At 46.8% G+C, this 13335-nt stretch carries 12 protein-coding genes; 2 read left to right on the forward strand and 10 right to left on the reverse strand.

Annotation, left to right across the window (positions count from 1 at the left end; translation table 11 throughout):
• The first annotated feature begins 72 nt into the window (after positions 1 to 72).
• Entirely contained in the window at positions 73 to 1506 is a 1434-nt protein-coding gene (locus tag D328_RS0108825; protein WP_018884628.1) for a glycoside hydrolase family 1 protein, read from the forward strand.
• Between the two features lie 4 nt (positions 1507 to 1510).
• Here D328_RS0108825 and D328_RS31745 read toward each other — a convergent pair whose 3' ends face one another.
• The 4 genes from D328_RS31745 to D328_RS0108845 all read right to left on the reverse strand — a co-directional run bounded on the left by D328_RS31745 (position 1511) and on the right by D328_RS0108845 (position 7767).
• Positions 1511 to 1645, reverse strand: coding sequence for a hypothetical protein (locus D328_RS31745; RefSeq protein ID WP_018884629.1), 135 nt, complete (start codon positions 1643 to 1645; stop codon positions 1511 to 1513).
• Between the two features lie 169 nt (positions 1646 to 1814).
• Complete coding sequence (locus D328_RS0108835) at positions 1815 to 4976, reverse strand: hybrid sensor histidine kinase/response regulator (RefSeq protein WP_233426169.1); 3162 nt, start codon at positions 4974 to 4976, stop codon at positions 1815 to 1817.
• Positions 4977 to 5185: 209 nt separating this feature from the next.
• Positions 5186 to 7216, reverse strand: a complete 2031-nt coding sequence (locus tag D328_RS0108840; protein ID WP_018884631.1) for a hypothetical protein — start codon at positions 7214 to 7216, stop codon at positions 5186 to 5188.
• A gap of 242 nt (positions 7217 to 7458) precedes the next feature.
• The gene (locus tag D328_RS0108845) at positions 7459 to 7767 is read right to left on the reverse strand and encodes a hypothetical protein (RefSeq protein WP_018884632.1); all 309 of its coding nucleotides are present in this window, start codon (positions 7765 to 7767) and stop codon (positions 7459 to 7461) included.
• Between the two features lie 224 nt (positions 7768 to 7991).
• Between D328_RS0108845 and D328_RS0108850 the strand changes: the two genes are divergently transcribed.
• Positions 7992 to 9266 carry a stalk domain-containing protein gene (locus tag D328_RS0108850; RefSeq protein ID WP_018884633.1) on the forward strand — a complete coding sequence of 425 codons (1275 nt, stop codon included), beginning with the start codon at positions 7992 to 7994 and terminating at the stop codon, positions 9264 to 9266.
• Between the two features lie 149 nt (positions 9267 to 9415).
• Here D328_RS0108850 and D328_RS0108855 read toward each other — a convergent pair whose 3' ends face one another.
• From D328_RS0108855 to D328_RS30210, 6 genes are all read right to left on the reverse strand, one after another.
• The gene (locus tag D328_RS0108855) at positions 9416 to 10135 is read right to left on the reverse strand and encodes a thioesterase II family protein (RefSeq protein WP_026281084.1); all 720 of its coding nucleotides are present in this window, start codon (positions 10133 to 10135) and stop codon (positions 9416 to 9418) included.
• Positions 10132 to 10875 carry a hypothetical protein gene (locus D328_RS0108860; RefSeq protein WP_018884635.1) on the reverse strand — a complete coding sequence of 248 codons (744 nt, stop codon included), beginning with the start codon at positions 10873 to 10875 and terminating at the stop codon, positions 10132 to 10134. The genes D328_RS0108855 and D328_RS0108860 overlap by 4 nt, the downstream gene beginning before the upstream one ends.
• A gap of 15 nt (positions 10876 to 10890) precedes the next feature.
• Entirely contained in the window at positions 10891 to 11421 is a 531-nt protein-coding gene (gene loaP / locus D328_RS0108865; RefSeq protein WP_018884636.1) for an antiterminator LoaP, read from the reverse strand.
• A 135-nt stretch (positions 11422 to 11556) separates the two neighbouring features.
• Positions 11557 to 12438 (reverse strand): AraC family transcriptional regulator, encoded by an 882-nt coding sequence (locus tag D328_RS0108870; protein ID WP_018884637.1) that lies wholly within the window; start codon positions 12436 to 12438, stop codon positions 11557 to 11559.
• A gap of 39 nt (positions 12439 to 12477) precedes the next feature.
• Positions 12478 to 13053: a GyrI-like domain-containing protein gene (locus tag D328_RS28645; protein ID WP_018884638.1), complete on the reverse strand. Its 576-nt coding sequence runs from the start codon at positions 13051 to 13053 to the stop codon at positions 12478 to 12480.
• Positions 13050 to 13322: an acyl carrier protein gene (locus tag D328_RS30210; protein WP_018884639.1), complete on the reverse strand. Its 273-nt coding sequence runs from the start codon at positions 13320 to 13322 to the stop codon at positions 13050 to 13052. Before D328_RS30210 ends, D328_RS28645 begins: the two co-directional genes overlap by 4 nt.
• Between the last annotated feature and the right edge of the window lie 13 nt (positions 13323 to 13335).

Raw genomic sequence — 13335 nt, forward strand, 5'->3', positions numbered from 1 at the left:
ACAGTAGTTGTCAGGGTATAAATGCTACACTGATGGTGAAGGCTTGACCACTCATGAAGGAGGATTCACAGGATGAAGATGAAGGAAGGTTTCTTTTGGGGCGGCGCTACGGCAGCCAATCAATTCGAAGGTGGATGGAATAAGGGCGGTAAAGGACCTAGCACCTCGGACATGATGACTGGAGGCACGCATACGACTCCTCGACGCATTACGCCTGTACTGGAAGAGGGAACGTATTATCCAAGCCATGAGGCGGTTGATTTCTACGGGCATTACAAGGAAGATATTGCATTAATGGCTGAGATGGGCTTCAAAATGTTCCGCATGTCCATCAACTGGTCACGGATCTATCCGAACGGTTATGATCTGGAGCCTAATGAGGAAGGCTTGCAGTTCTACGACGATGTATTTACTGAATTGAAAAAGCATAACATCGAGCCGCTAGTTACCATATCTCACTATGAGACCCCGTTTGGTCTGACAGAGAAGTACAACGGCTGGGCTTCGAGAGAGGTCATCGACCACTATATCCGTTACTGTAATACGATCTTTAATCGCTATAAGGACCAAGTCACTTATTGGCTGACTTTCAATGAAATCAACTGTCTAACGATGCCAATGGGAGCTTACATGGCTGCAGGCATTCTCTTCGATGGCAAAACTACATTGACGGATGGAATCGACAATCCGCAGATCCGTTTCCAGGCATTGCACCACCAATTCGTGGCCAGCGCCAAGGCTGTTCAGCTTGGTCACCAGATCAATCCGAATTTCAAGATCGGCTGCATGATTGCCTTTATGACCACATATCCGAACACTTGCAATCCAGATGATATCTTGCTGGCACAGAAAAAAGATCAGATCTCCAACATGATCTGTGGCGATGTACAGGTACGGGGAGCATACCCTGGCTTCGCTAAGCGTTTCTTCGCAGAGGAAGGCATTCAAATTGAAATGCAGCCTGGCGATGAGCAGACACTACGTGATGGATGCGTTGATTTTTACTCCTTCAGTTACTACATGTCCCTCGTGGAAAGCGCTGATCCATCCGTGGAGAAAGTCGGTGGCAACCTGCTTGGAGGTGTCAAGAACCCTTATCTGGAAGCATCAGACTGGGGCTGGCAGATTGACCCGCAAGGCCTGAGATACACGCTGAACCATCTTTATGACCGCTACCAGATTCCGCTCATGGTTGTGGAAAACGGACTGGGCGCTGTGGATGTCGTTGAGGAAGATGGCACCATTCAGGATGACTACCGTATTCAATATTTGCGGGACCATATTATTCAGATGCAGGAAGCTGTTGCTGATGGCGTTGACCTGATTGCATATACCATGTGGGGATGTATTGACCTTGTGAGTGCCTCCACAGGTGAGATGAAGAAGCGTTACGGCTTCATTCACGTCAACAAGGACAACGATGGTAATGGAGACCTTAGCAGAACCCGCAAGCAAAGCTTCCACTGGTACAAGCAAGTCATTGAATCCAATGGTGAGAAGCTGTAACCTTTCATTTACGTAATAGATTCATCTCTAGCATCAACTCATTAGCTTCAGCTAATAGCTGCACTGTTGCATCCTGATGAATACGTAATATCAATAGACCCAGCACTACACAGTGCTGGGTCTTCTTGATATTGACCATCTGTATTGGTCTTCTGTTCTGATCTTCTGTATTTATCTATTGTATTGATCTTCTGTATTTATCTATTGTATTGATCTTCTGTATTGATCTACTTTTACTTAACTCCTCCGTATGAGCAGGTAACGGATTACAGTTCGCGGCATCCTTATATCCAACGTGTACTATGATCTCACTTTACTTCTGCAACTGGAACCTTGAAAGACACCACCGTTCCTGCACCAGGAGTACTAGAAATCTGTAAACCTTTCCCATATAGCTGCCTAAGTCGCTTATCCGTGTTTTTCAAGCCTACTCCGCCAGTTGAAGCTGAGCCGGGTTGCAATAAGGTCTCAAGCTGCTTCTCATCTATACCGATTCCATCATCCATAACCATAATTTCCGCCTGCTGTCCATAGATAGCAACAGCAATGGTAACTGTTCCCCCGCTTCCTCTCACTAGAATCCCATGCCTCAAGGCATTTTCAACTAAAGTCTGCAAGGATAAGGGCGGAATCCTCACCTTATCTTTTGCATCCTCGGCAATGTCCCATTGAATCTGAATTCTATCACCAAAGCGCTCTTGCTCTATATATAGGTAGGACCGCAGCAAATCCAGCTCATGCCCCAGAGGAAGCAGTTGGTACATATTTATGGGATCGAAGCTACGATGTAGATAATTACCAAATTCATGAAGCATCGTAACCATCCGATCTGTGTCAACCTCACTTAGGGATGCTATGGTATTCAGCGCATTATGCAGAAAATGAGGTTGAATCTGCGCCTGAAGCCATGCGGCCTCCATACGGAGGCGCTCCCCGAATGACTGCTTCAGAGACACCCAAGCCCGAATGCGAAGTCTAAGCTCCATGGCCCCTACAGGCTTGGTGACATAATCATTCGCACCTGACAGAAAAGCAGTCTGCACATCCTCAGGCTGGTTACGTGCGGTTAACAAAATAATGGGAAGCTCAGATATCGAGAACTGCATACGAATTCTCTCGGTTAGCTCATAACCAGACATATGCGGCATCATGACATCCGAGACTACAAGGTCCCACTCACCTTGATGAAGCTTCAGTAATGCCTCCTTACCACTTAACATGCTAGTGATATCATAATGCTCCGAAGCCAGCATATCGCGAAGGATGTCAAGATTAACGGGGTCATCATCAACAATTAGTATTCTCGGACGCTGGCCCTCTGACAGCAGTTCTGAATTCTCTACTGAACCCGCCTGCTGAATCCTAACCTCATCCAGCCATGCAGTATTCGCATGCTCGCGGAGCAAAGGTGTCTCTGATATTGCTGTGAATGCTGCTGACCCTATTCGCTCCTCCTGACCTGAATTGCGATCCGCATAGCTTTCCTGAACTGAAGCTGCCGCTGCAAGGCTGAACGAAAATTCAGAACCTGTACCTGGAATCGAATGAATGCGAAGCTCCCCACCATGCAATTCGACCAACTGCTTGGTGATGCTTAACCCAAGCCCAATGCCGCTGCCGATAGCGGAAATGCTGGAGTCACCTCTCTCATATGGCTTTAATATCCTGGCTTGCGTCTCTTGATCCATTCCAATGCCCGTATCCGTGACACGGATCATCACCATACCTTTATGGGATTCTGCTGAAATGGTGATTGTACCTTCCTCAGTATACTTGATTGCGTTATGCACCAGATTGAACAGAATTTGTAGCAGTCGGTTCTCATCCGCCAGGACAGGTGGACAGCTTGCAGAGATGTCCACGACAAGCCCAAGCTTTTTCCCTTCTGACAAATAACGCAGCATATCGGTCACACCATGAGCCAATGCGTGAAGGTTCAGCATTCTCTTATTCAGACGAAGATTTTGCTCCTTCAGCAGTGTCACATCCAATAGATCATTCAGAAGCAATGCCATGCGCCTACTCACATTGATCATAAGCTCCAGTCTGCCTTGACTACGAGACCCGAGCTCTCCGCTGGCCTCATCCAGCACCGACTGCGCCATATTAATGATGCCGTGCAAGGGATTGCGCAGCTCATGGGAAGTATTCGCTAGGAAGTCATCCTTCAGCTTGTCTGCCTTCTGCAGATCAGCGGCCAGCTTCTGCACTCGTAGCGTATTCTGATAGAATCGGTTGAACCAGAAGGCTGCAAATCCAAGGAACGCAATAATCAGATCGATAGGATAGTAAGGCATATCTGACCAGAAGTAAGCCTTAATCATTCCGCTGCTAACCTGATTTACTGTTACAGCAGCTACCGATAGTAGAATGAGAAAAGCATCCTTCTCTCCTCTATAAATTGCACCTAGCACAAATCTGGGGATAAAGATCACGTTGATTATGAACAGGACTAGCAGCATTTTCCGTACGGGAACAATCCACTCCAACGGAACAATAAGCGCTACCAGCAGACAGAGCACACCAAAGATATTAAACAAACGCATGAATCGCTTGAACGTTCCCTCACCGAACATGGCATGCCCGAACCAGGTCAGACAGAGACCAATGCCCAAATAGCTGATCAGTCTGATTTTGGTGGTCCAGAACAGATTCAGGGGGAACCATTCCATCAGGACACGATCATCATCAGACAGGATAGCGAAAAAAGTAAATATAAGCAGTGCGGTAAAAAACAACACGGATTTATTACGGTAGCCCAGGAAATATAAAATGATGCTAAAGAAGGCATGCATTAAAATAACGACAGCCACCGTTAGCTGCAAGGATTGCCTGAGCAGGACCTCGTGGTCAATAGCTGCCGCCGTGCCGAGCTTGATCGACTGCGTGATGCCTCCTGCGTATGCATAATCAAAATTGGACACCTGAATCACCATATCCAGCTGCTGCGCGTCAGGTCTAAAGTACGCTGAATACGGGTTGTTATTGGGATCATTCTGTTCTATTGCAATCGAGGGATGACCATTCTCCATGACCAGCTCATGATTGATATACAATCTCGATGCCGTCTGAATACTTGGTAAACGAAGTCCGTAAATATCATTCGGTTCATCCACCAATACCCGCAGCCTGTATGTACCGATCCCATAATTCGTTCCCGTAGCTGTCTGCTCCTTCCAGCTGCCAGGAACCTGTATCCACTGGCGCTCTGCAGCAACGTCTTTACTTGTAAGCGAGGCTGGCTCCAGCAGCTGTTCCGGGTAAAATTCCCATTCGCCGTTAATGGTCACGATGCGCTTGTCGTCAAAAGGCATGCCACGCAGATCGAGGATTCCCTCCTTGGCCAGTGGCGAAGGCGGCTGTATATTGTAGTTAAGCCATAACAGTCTGATACCTAGTAATACAACTACGAATAGTAGAAGTATGCATAGCATTTTCTTCCCGGTTAGCGAGTCAATAAATTTTTGCAAGGCATCCAATCCTTTTCACAAATTTCGTACATTCTATGGTGATGGTCAAATTCACTAGTTGATTATATCAACTGACTTGCTGTTTTGTAACGAGTCGAGTGAACCGAATCTCAAAATTTTATTAAGAAAAAAGACACCTTCTGTACTTTACAGTAACAGTAGGTGCCATGAGAATTGTATTAGGGTATATAACGAATTCAAGGGTCCATCTATTGAACAGCTGGTCCTTGAAGCTTTACCCCCAGCACAGACCAGGCTACACACCATGGACGTTGCTCCTGCTTAGCTTTCGGAATCCAATAGCAGGACTCGATCTGGTCTGGGTCCGGTACCAGCATCAGCATACGAAGTATCAATTTGCGAACATCCTCAGGATGGTCTGCACGAGGGTAAGGATAATCAAGCTTAACGCCAACCTTCTCGGCAACCTCGGAGCTATGGGAGAGCTCGTATTCAAAGCTGGTATTACCGCCCATACTCAAGATGCCGGAATAACCGCTTGTAAATTCACCAGACACCGTACTGCTAGTAATGTGCACAGTTGAAGTCTTCTTCTCGAAAAAGGCTGAAGTCTCACCAGGCACCCAGCTTACATCCAGTGCCAGACTTCGCTTGACATCTGCATAATGTGGGATGTCTGTGAAACGATGCAGAAATGTCCTGTAGTCGTGTGAATCTAGCCTCTCATCGTAGCTCTTTAATATTGGAAGCACATCAAAATCAACATCCGTTGCTGATGCATGGAAGACATGGCTTAGGACTCCAAGAGATCGCTCCATCTTCCAATCGAATAGCTCATAGGTCGTTCTTACGATATGCGGGGTCAGGTACACGTAAGTAACGGAACTCTCTCCAGGAATTGGAACAATTGTCTTGTCAATGTGTCTGGTAATCTCAGAGATCTCAGAGCTATGCTCTGCGTGCTCAGCAGCAAATTTCAGAGAGAATTCTGCGCCGACTGGAAGACTCCCTCCAGCCTGCACATACGAACCCATGCGAAAGCGTGTGGAGATCGCAATCTGCTCTGTTGTGGATCGACCATAATAAAAGGTGGAGCCACTCTCCTTACCAGAATATCCGTTGGTGACGTAGGGAGGCGCTCCTTCGACAACTCCGATAAGTGCACGAAATTCATCCCCAGCCTTTTCTTCAGCCTGCCCTACCTGTCTCATCACATCTGATTTATACCGACACATGACGAGATTGCTGCCGCCCTGGTTCACAAAGTTCTCGTCATTATAGTTCATATACAGCCAGATCTCCTGACGCATCTCCCCCTTCGTGCCAATAGGAACGAAATACTGAAGTGCTCCCATGTAGACCCAGGTTGGATATTTCGTATGACCGTGCGTCCTTGTATATGCTGGGCTCCATTCCCCAGTACGAATGTTAAATGTCTTCATTTGATTGTTCTTATATCCAGCCCAGCTGTGCGGACGATGCCATCCATTGATGAACAGCTGCACCGAAGGATCTTGGATTCCACCTTCGATCGTGCCTGACTCCAGCGCAAGAAAGTCTGCCCGCCCATCATACTCCTTATGGTGCCTGCTCTCGGTCTCTCGCAATCCGCTACCTGTGGACCCATAGGTGTCTAGCTCGCAGCGGAAGCTGGCAGTCCAGATATTCGAATAAATCGTAACTACGCCCATCATCAGATGGAGATTACCATCAGGATGAGCATAAGCACATGCACATACCTGCTTTACATTTTTCCAGTGGGTGTTCACCTCCTGGTGCCAAGCTCCCGATTGGTCCTGATAGACGATGCCAAGCCTGTGCTCCGAGTCCACATGATGGGCGCCGAGCAGATACAATCGACCCTGCAGGGAAAGAGCACTGAACTGCGTACGACGATTGAAGGAATATGGAATTTGTTCTGGCTTCGACCACGTCTCACCGTCAGAAGTAGTCACATAGGACAGCTGCCCGTTCTCAGTCCAGAAGACATGTAATATTCCTTGATGAACGACGCTCGCCAGATTGGCTATCTCCTGATGGCCATTGACATTATAACCGAGCTTCTCAAAGACCATCTGGTTAGCAGCCAGACACTCCATGACTTCCTTATCCTTGAGCTGCTTCAGTCGGACCCGGGTATAAAGGATCTGATCGCGATTATTGGAGGTCGATCTTTTGTGATAGAAGAAGAAGGCGCTCCCATGAAAATACGTACCATTCACACCTTCAAATTGCAGGCTTGCTTCAGGGATGCGGAGATTCGTATACGTGTTGGACATCTTGTCACCTTTCTTTAAGCTTCATTTACGCTTCATTATAGTAGTTCATTTATACTTTCCCTCCAATTGTAATGTATCTCGTTCTTATGCGAACCTAACTTTAGTTAACTTTGAAACAAATAATTTTTGAAATGTATACGAGTTACGCTTTATACGGCGAGTTTAGCTCCAGATAGCAAAAAAAGGCCGACATCGCATTTCACGATGCCAACCTGACTCCTCATTCATACAGCAATACTATTCTAGCCTTCGACTATATCGGCATGCAGAGCACTTGCGATCTCCATCATTTTAGCCACCACAGCCTCATGAGCAATGGCCACATACAGATCCCCCTCATAGTGACGGAAAGGAATGTCCGCGTCTACATGCTTCCACATGAAAAAATCCCCTTCGATCGTCATGGTGCTCTCTGCACCGACGACTGTAAGCACCTGTGAGTATTCAAACTCTGGCTGTTCTGCAAAGTAAGCCTTGCATTCCTCCAAGGAAATGGCTGGCTCTGGATGCCCCTCCTGCATGGAGCGAGTAATGCGAAAACGCTGATTCATCATCATACCTCCAACCAATATATTGCAAATTCATTTCAAGTTCTGGCCCTCATACCTTATAATGCTTACCTGCTCATGTCAATGGCTTCAAATGTGGTTACTGCACTCAACCCTTTATAAATTGATACTATTGGAACAATATGAGATTTATGAGAATTTTGATATACTATGATGTGATAGATGGTAGATGATAGATTATACGATGAGTTGGGAGAGAACAATGGATGTTGTATAGACGAGTTGGTAAAATAGCAGCTGCCTCAATTCTTGCCTTGTCCTTGCTTGGCACTACATCATCGTTCAGTGATGTACATGCCGATCCAGGGATTACCGTCATGCTGGACAATGTACCATTACAATTTGATGCAGCTCCACGGATCGAACAAGGAGTTACCTATGTACCGTTTCGCTCTATAGGCGAAGCTCTTGGCATCCAGATCGCCTGGGACAGCAAGGCACAGACCGTGAAGGCGGTCGGATTGGTTAACGGACAGACGACAGAGGTCCTGCTGCAGATCGGCAGTAGCACAGCTACTGTGAATGGGAATACAGTCAAGCTAACAGCAGCACCAGTCCAAAGGGACGGACGACTACTCATCCCTCTTAGCTCCTTCAGCAGCCAATTCGGTGTGAACGTAAGCTGGAACCAACAGACCCGAACTGTCTCTCTCGTATCGCCACAGCGCGCGATGCATCTGAGAGCCTTCTATGCGTTGCAATCCTTTCAAGAAAGAGAGCTGGTAGCTTCTATGAATTCAGTCGCTTTTGGCTGGAGTCGTATTAATCGAAATGGGCAGTTTACTTTAGAAGGGGAAGAATATCGGCTGCCTGCCGCAGCTGGTGATGTGACACCTCAAGCCCTTGTAGCCGATGCTGCTTCCAGAAGCATACAGCCATATCTCATGGTCTACGCTCTGGACGGAAACGGTGAATTGACGAAAATGCTAAGTGACAGCAGTGCTCGTCAGCAATCCATTAACGGTATATCAGCTGCCGTGGCTGAGAATGGGTTTGGCGGGGTTGTGCTTGATTTTGAAGGCTTGGGCTTCAAGCTGGACGCTATGCAGCAGCAGAAGCTGCTTAACGATTATGTGCAGCAGTTACGTGCCGCGCTGCCCGCAGACATCTCTCTATCACTCGCCGTACCTCCGCTTAATAGTGCGTATAAAGGCTATGATTATAAGACTCTAGCTACTATTGCAGATGATATCATCATAATGGCTTATCAGTATAATCCTGCAGGAACCAAGGCACAGGTCCCGGAGCCTAACAGTCTTGTGGATAAAGCCATTCAACTGGCGCTGGATGCCGGGGTTCCGAAGTCGAAGCTTCTATTAGGCATTAGCCTGAGCAGCGAGACTCCCTCTTCGATAGATGATAAGCTTGGTCTCGCCAAGCGTTATGATCTGAAGGGTGCAGCCTTCTGGCGGCTGGGATTATTCCGGGCGTATGATACGCCTATGGAGGATGCAGTACATGCTTCGGTTATAAAAGAGTGATCTGCAAGGAGAATTGAATAGATTCACATATTGTGCAAAAAAAAAAAGCGGGTGCTCAAGTAGAGCATCCGCTTTTTTTACCAATGAACTATTCTCGCTACTAGATGAAGCTATAACTGGTAATACTCTGTTCAAAACCTTGGGATGGCTTAACCGGAATGAGCAGTAATTTGGCTGCAGGCAATCTCATTTATGATACCCATCATCGCCTTGTAGTGTTCATGTATGAAAAAATGCCCTCCGTCAAACTTTAGTATGGAGCAGCTTCCATTGGTCAGGTGCCTCCAGCCTTCAAGGGATTCATCCTCAATGTCATCGTCTCTCCCGCTCATTACCGTCAGATTGCAGTCCAATCTGTAGTCGCGTTGTGGACATATGTACTCTTCAACCATTTTATAATCCGTTCTCAAGATAGGCTTGAAAAAGTCGAACAACTCCTTATTATCCAGCAGACCTAGCGGCGTACCTCCCAGTCGCGCAATCTCAGCCTTGAATTCATCGTCGGAGAGGAGGTGCACCTTCCGTGAGGATTCAGAAAGATGAGGTGCCTGTCTGCCTGAGACAAATAGGTGTGCAGGCTCAATACCATAACGCTGTTTAAGAGAATGACTAGCTTCGTATGCCAGCATGCTACCCATGCTATGCCCGTATAGCATAAATGGCTGCTGCAGTTGTGACACCATCTGATGGCAAATATCCTCTATTGCTTCCGTCAGAGACGAATACAATGGCTCTTGCATTCTCTTGCCTCGACCTGCAAGTTCTATGGGGACAAGGAGAATGGAAGAGTCAAGCGCATGCCGCCATTTGTGATACACGGTAGCAGACCCTCCTGCATACGGCAGACAGTACAAAGTCATTTTCTTCATTTGACTACTTGTCCTTCCAGTTGTGCCTCACGCTTCTTCTTCGTCGTGCGCCCTTTCTTCTGAAGCTGGTTCTTAATGCGCATAGACTTATTGAGATGGATAAAATTGTGCCGAGTAGCTGGCCCAAGAAGTAGGCCAACCAGCTTTTTATTCTTCCAATAATCCAACAGCCACTCTCCATCTGCCATGAGTGCTTGTTCGTCCCGAATTCTCTGTAATCGGGCTGCCTTTACCTTCTGGCGAAGCAATTGTGGGCTCATCACGGCCACAATATCACGGGTTCGTTTGCCTACAGCCTGGCGGTAGCGAAACAACGAGCCCATGTCCAGTGCTGCGCTCAATTCACCTACCTCTTTCATCTTCATCCCATTACCCGTATCCACAAATGGAATATGAAGTGCTGACAACCATTTTCCTTCCATCATCACCTGATCACTATCTGCTACCAAAATACTCAGGGTTATATCTTCAATTCTGGTGCAATGCCACATATGCCAGGCTATGGAGTTGGCTGTACCTGTCGTTTGTGTTGGGTACGTTCGGAAGGTAGATTCCTGCATATGTGCCAACAGCAAATCCTCATAATTCAAATCTACAGTAGCATCTACCCCTGAGGAGTGCAGTCGCCCGTGCTGTTTCATGAATAACTCTATTGCTGCTTCATGTTCCTCGGGTCTTGCCATCATGTTAGTCAGCACCTTGTGCTGTTCGTTCCATGCCTTGCGCTGTGACAAATCCATCTCGATTCCTCCGTTCTAATTAATAACGGCCAATATGTTAACTCCAAGATCAATACATCTCGGTTCACCCATAAAATCAATTTCCAGCTTCACTCTGCGCTTACGAAGATCAACACGACGAATCATTGCTTCTTGCCCCTTCAGTGGCCCCGAGATGACACGAACCTTGGCATTCACTTTCATAATATCCGAATATGTAATGCACTCCTGGTCATTCAGTAAGTTTAGCATCCACTCCATTTCCTCATTCGCAATACTGGAAAAACAGTCAAAGCTTTGATCCTTCTTGTGATCACCGCTGCATACCATGTAATGAATATTCGGTACAGCGCGTAAGGTGTAATAGATTTCCGGGGTAATATGGGTATTAACAAAAATGTATCCAGGGAACAACAATTTCATAGTATCTCTAAAAATTCCCTGCTTGCGTTCGGGGATCATTTTTTTGGGCACAATGCACTTCAGCAGATTGGCACTCAGGTATTTATGCAACAGATTCATTACCGTTTCTTCTTCACCGGTCTTGACACATAAAGCATACCACATGAGCACTCCTCCAACGGAATTATTTAGTTTTTTTCACAAATTATAGACGTATAAAGTGCGAGATGCAGCGAAAATCGTCATACCTTGTGAAAAAAAACGCTATCTCTGTTGGAGGATCTCTTCACATGGAATCTGTTATTTTATGATGGGAATCCATACCTGGCTGACATAGCCATCAGATCCTGCATGATATTCCTCTAGCTCTGGCAAGCCAGCATGCTGGTAGTCCGTAGCTTGGAAAAATTCTGGAACCCGTTTCCATAGACCCTGGATATCATCCAGCTCCTGCATGCTGTTGCACTGCTTGGAGAAGACCACCCAGGTACTAGAGGGGATTTCCAGTACCTCCCACTCCTTCTTCTCTTCATCGGACAGCGACTCACTACGTTCAGCTGCGATCATATACCGAAAGGATGCTCCGTCAGGCTGGTAGTCATAAATGACACCGGTAAGTAGCCTGGCTCCTGATTCATTCTCAGGACCGTAACCTGCCGTTTCTCTCAATCGATCCTTACTGCCATTCTCACAGAACTGACTCCAAAACGCCGGAACTGCACTTTGCGTGTTAGCCATCTCAATCTGCCTTGTTTGTCCAATTAGTGTTAACCGTTCCCGATCTACAATTTGATAATCCATCTCTTCTTCTCCCTTCAAGATCAGATAGAATGAGAGGCGCGGGTAAGCCTTCAAAGAAACCCCCCGCTCTCTTGCGGCAGTAGGCGTCATACCATGCAGCTTCTGAAAGGCACGGCTGAAGGCATCCGGAGACTCATAGCCGTATTTCATGGCCAGGTCAATGATTTTAATATTCTGCTGTTGTATGTCCTGCGCAGCCAGTGTCATCCTTCTTCTGCGAATATATTCTGACAAGGATACGTTAGTAATAGATGAAAACATGCGTTGGAAATGAAATTCCGAGCATTGTGCTCTTTTTGCGATTTCACTCGTAACGATCTGCACAGTCATATGTTCCTCAATGTAGTCCATTGCCTGGCGCATGCGCTCAAGCCACTGCATCTGGCAATCCTCTCCTTAAATAGTGTAAGGAATGTCGGGTTAGGCTTCCCGATTTTTTTTGCCTATAATTGCAGGCCCTTGGCCGGCGTGGACGAGCTGTTCGGGAACAGCCGGTACTATAGGCAGACAAATCTCTATAATCGAATTCTCATCATGAGGGGACTCGCTCTGCTTGTAATAGGCATAATTATAGTTGAATGGCATTGTATAGCCGGATTGTGGCAGCCATTGCTTGAAAATATACATATATGCTTTAAGGATATAGATAGGCTTGCCAGTATACGTGAAGATAGCGTGGTCGCCAGACGGCAACGTCTTTCCAATACAGCCATGGGGAATGTCATACAGGTCATCTACCTCTACGCCTACCATGTACATAAATTTCTCCTTCGCAGGGTCCGGAGGAGATTTGAATTCTTTTTCCGACCAGATTTCCAGTTCATACACACACGGGAATTCCGGCTTCCGCTGAATCTGAAGGGATTGATCTAAATGATAGAACATTCCCCATAATAAAGGCTCAGAGGCCCCGGTATCATGGAGGCTCACAATTGAAGTAACTCCAACCAAGCACTTCTGCTCCAGTCTTGCAATAAGTGGCTCTCTGGTAATCATGACAGCCTCCCGCCTTGTGCTGGTGTCTCCTTCAGCTTGTGCTCAATGCACCGTAGTACATCCTCCAGATTGTTAAATTTCCTGATATCCAGATCCTGATCATTGAATTCGATGCCGAACTCCTCCTCCGCAAGGACTACCAGCTTTACATATGAAATGGAATTGAATCCTAAAGCCAGCAGGTCAGCCTCGAGGTCAACAACTGTATGCTCATGATCCAATGACATATTCAGCACCTTCAAAAAGCGTTCCCGCAGAGATATGCTCATTCCTGTCGCCTCC

It is taken from the genome of Paenibacillus massiliensis 2301065 = DSM 16942, from assembly GCF_000377505.1.
GTDB lineage: Bacteria > Bacillota > Bacilli > Paenibacillales > Paenibacillaceae > Paenibacillus > Paenibacillus massiliensis.